This is a genomic window from Oleiphilus sp. HI0079 (genome assembly GCF_001635105.1).
Genome location: NZ_LWFT01000563.1, coordinates 1 through 3278, shown reverse-complemented (window position 1 = coordinate 3278; position 3278 = coordinate 1). Strand labels below are relative to the sequence as shown.

Annotated in this window: 4 protein-coding genes; all 4 read left to right on the top strand. The window is 48.3% G+C overall.

The features are described from left to right. The coding region (locus tag A3750_RS09245) for a chloride channel protein (protein WP_156498499.1) at window positions 1-1480 on the top strand (1480 nt) is incomplete at its 5' end. After that, complete coding sequence (hemJ, locus tag A3750_RS09240) at window positions 1480-1911, top strand: protoporphyrinogen oxidase HemJ (RefSeq protein ID WP_068458552.1); 432 nt, start codon at window positions 1480-1482, stop codon at window positions 1909-1911. The genes A3750_RS09245 and hemJ, both read left to right, overlap by 1 nt. Continuing rightward, window positions 1908-2531, top strand: coding sequence for a thiamine phosphate synthase (thiE, locus tag A3750_RS09235; RefSeq protein ID WP_068458553.1), 624 nt, complete (start codon window positions 1908-1910; stop codon window positions 2529-2531). The genes hemJ and thiE overlap by 4 nt, the downstream gene beginning before the upstream one ends. A 14-nt stretch (window positions 2532-2545) precedes the next feature. Continuing rightward, window positions 2546-3278, top strand: a 733-nt coding sequence (locus A3750_RS09230) for a glutamate-1-semialdehyde 2,1-aminomutase (RefSeq protein WP_156498498.1), incomplete at its 3' end; no start/stop codon positions are given.

The following is a 3278-nucleotide window of genomic DNA, read 5'->3' as shown; positions in this document are numbered from 1 at the left end:
TGTCATGGAACGCCTTGCGTACCATCAAGGCTACATGTCAGTGAAGTCGCTATTTGTTCAATTTTTAGCGGGATTTCTTACGATTGCCAGCGGGCAATCTTCAGGACGAGAGGGGCCAGCGGTGCATCTTGGCTCTGCAGCCGCGAGTATTATGGGGCAGTACTTTAAGCTTCCGAACAACAGCATTCGGATCTTGATAGCCTGCGGTTGCGCGGCTGCCATTTCAGCGTCATTCAACACTCCCATTGCTGGCGTTATCTTTGCGATGGAAGTGGTACTTATGGAGTATAGCCTGATTGGTTTTACACCCATTATTATTGCCTCGGTCACGGCAGCCTTCGCATCTCAAATCATTTATGGCCCAGAGCCTGCGTTTTTTGTCCCGCAGCTTTACTTAAGCTCTCCGTTTGAAATTCCCTACATTATTTTGTGCGGACTGATCATAGGATGTATTTCAGCGATATTTGTTCGCCTGCTGCTAACGTCTATGAAAGCACTCAAGGTGAACATTTTCTTTCGTATTACGCTAGCCGGCATGATCACCGCAAGCGGGGCCTATTTATTTCCTGAAATTATGGGCATTGGCTATGACACCGTAAACCATACCTTTACCGGCCAGATCGCTTTGGGTTTATTGTGCGGTATTGCACTGACCAAGCTGCTGGTAACTGCGACGACACTTGGTCTTGGGATGCCTAGCGGTATGATCGGTCCAACCCTATTCATCGGGGCAACGACTGGCGGGGCACTTGGTATTATCGCGCAATGGCTGATGCCGGATATTGCCTCATCGACTGGTTTTTACGCCATGCTAGGTATGGGTGCAATGATGGGGTCGGTCCTCCAAGCGCCCTTGGCAGCTCTAATGGCAATTCTCGAGCTAACACAAAATCCAAATATTATCTTGCCTGGAATGTTAGTGATCGTTGTATCTAGCATGTTCGCTAGTACGGTGTTCAAACAAAAATCGGTCTTCATCACGATGCTCGAAGCGCAAGGTTTAAACTACAACAGTAGCCCAACCGTTCAAGCTCTGCGCAGCGTGAGCGTGCTTGCGATCATGGATCGAAAGTTCGCCCGAGCGCAAAAACATGTTGAATGGCAAGAAGCGGAAGAAATTCTTAGGCAAGGACCCCACTGGGTCATTATTCACAACGACAAAAATATTCCAGTCTCTTTACTGCCGGCGGTTGATCTCGTTCGTTATATGGAACAAAACAAACCTCAGGATGAAAAAGACGCAAAACACGAGGCAGAAAACGAAAAACATGCAAGCATTGCGCTACTTGAGATCCCTGCACATCGGCAGGACTTTGCTCACATCTATTATCAAGCCACGCTCGAAGAGGCCCTGAAAACCTTAAACAAAGAGGCAAAAGGGGCCTTAATCGTTGAACGCGATAGTGGAGGCCTTAAACGAACGTTGGGTGTGTTGACTCAAAATGATATTAACCGTTACTACCAATACACAGGAAATTAATCCTTATGCTGTGGTTTAAAGCCTTTCACATTATCGCCATGGTTTGCTGGTTTGCTGCACTATTTTATCTGCCTCGCTTGTTTGTTTATCACTCAATGGCTGAAGACAAGCTTAGTATTGAGCGTTTCAAGATAATGGAGCGTAAGTTATATCGAGGCATCGGAACTCCCAGCATGATTGCAACGTTTATCTTTGGCGGCATGCTCATTAGCTATTCTCCCGAATACTACCTCGCGAGCGCATGGTTCCATATAAAACTCACTTTGGTACTCGTTCTTGCAGCCTATCACGGTCTATGTGGGCGCATGGTCAAGCGCTTTGCGGCCGATGACAATAGCAAGGGCCACGTCTATTACCGCTGGTTTAATGAGTTTCCGGTGCTTATCCTCGTCGTTGTCGTCATTCTTGTTGTGGTAAAACCGACTCTATGAGTTCAGACAAATTGAAAGGGCTCTACATTATCACTGACCCCAAACTCATCCCTGCCGGCAAAGAAGCACTAAGATCTGCCGTAGAAGAGGCCTTGATTGGGGGCGCGCGGATTGTTCAATATCGAAATAAAACAGCGCCTTATGATCAACAGCTAGCTGAAGCCAAACAACTAAGATCCGTTACGCGAGAGTATGGCGCAAGCTTTCTAATTAATGACTCTGTGGAGCTATGCCTCGCATGTGATGCGGACGGCATACACATCGGTCAAAGTGACGGCGCAATCGAGACAATACGCCAAAAGCTAGGAGCAAAGATTCTCGGTGTCACCTGTCACAACTCACTTGAATTGGCGAGTCAGGCTATTGATCAAGGCGCTGATTACTGCGCTTTTGGCGCAATGTTTCCATCACCGACCAAGCCCTCAGCAAAGCCGTGCTCACTTGCCACTTTGCAAGAGGCGAGTAAACTGCCGGTACCAATTTGTGCCATCGGCGGCATCAACACTGAAAACGCTCTACAAGTGCGTCATCACGGAGCAACCATGCTGGCCGTCATTTCGGGCGTGTTCGGGCAACCATCTATTCGTGCAAGCGCTCGGGCGTTTGCCTCACTTTATTAATATTGGAGTAAGACATGTCTCGTTCTGAGGACCTTTTTCTTGATGCACAAACCGTTATTCCTGGGGGCGTAAACTCGCCAGTACGTGCTTTTAAAGGTGTTGGCGGCAGCCCGCTATTCTTCGAAAAGGGCGAAGGCCCGTACTTGTTCGATGCCGATGAAAAACGCTACATCGATTATGTTGGGTCATGGGGTCCGATGATTACCGGTCACGCGAATAAAAGCGTTGTAGATGCGGTTCAAAAGCAATTGATACAAGGCTTGGGGTACGGTGCACCAACAGAGCTCGAAACACGCATGGCAAAGAAAGTATGCTCGTTGGTGCCATCAATAGAAAAGGTTCGCATGGTGAGCTCAGGTACCGAAGCAACGATGAGTGCAATTCGTCTTGCGCGCGGTTTCACCGGGCGAGACAAAATTGTTAAATTTGAGGGTTGTTATCATGGCCACTCAGACTCACTGCTCGTTAAAGCAGGTTCTGGCGCACTGACTCTTGGGGTTCCTAACTCCCCAGGCGTCCCGGCAAGTCTAGCCGAACATACCATTACGCTTCGCTTTAATGACCTAGACTCGGTCAAACAAGCTTTTGCCGAAATCGGTGAAGAGGTAGCAGCCATCATCGTGGAGCCAGTCGCGGGTAACATGAACTGCATTCCTCCGGTTGCAGGCTTTTTAGAAGGTTTACGCACGGTCTGCGATGAATATAAAACCGTATTGATCTTTGATGAAGTGATGACCGGTTTCCGAG

Bases quoted from the DNA above. Each gene is read 5' to 3' on its own strand.
- thiE (WP_068458553.1), top strand. From the start codon at position 1,908: ATGAGTTCAGACAAATTGAAAGGGCTCTACATTATCACTGACCCCAAA.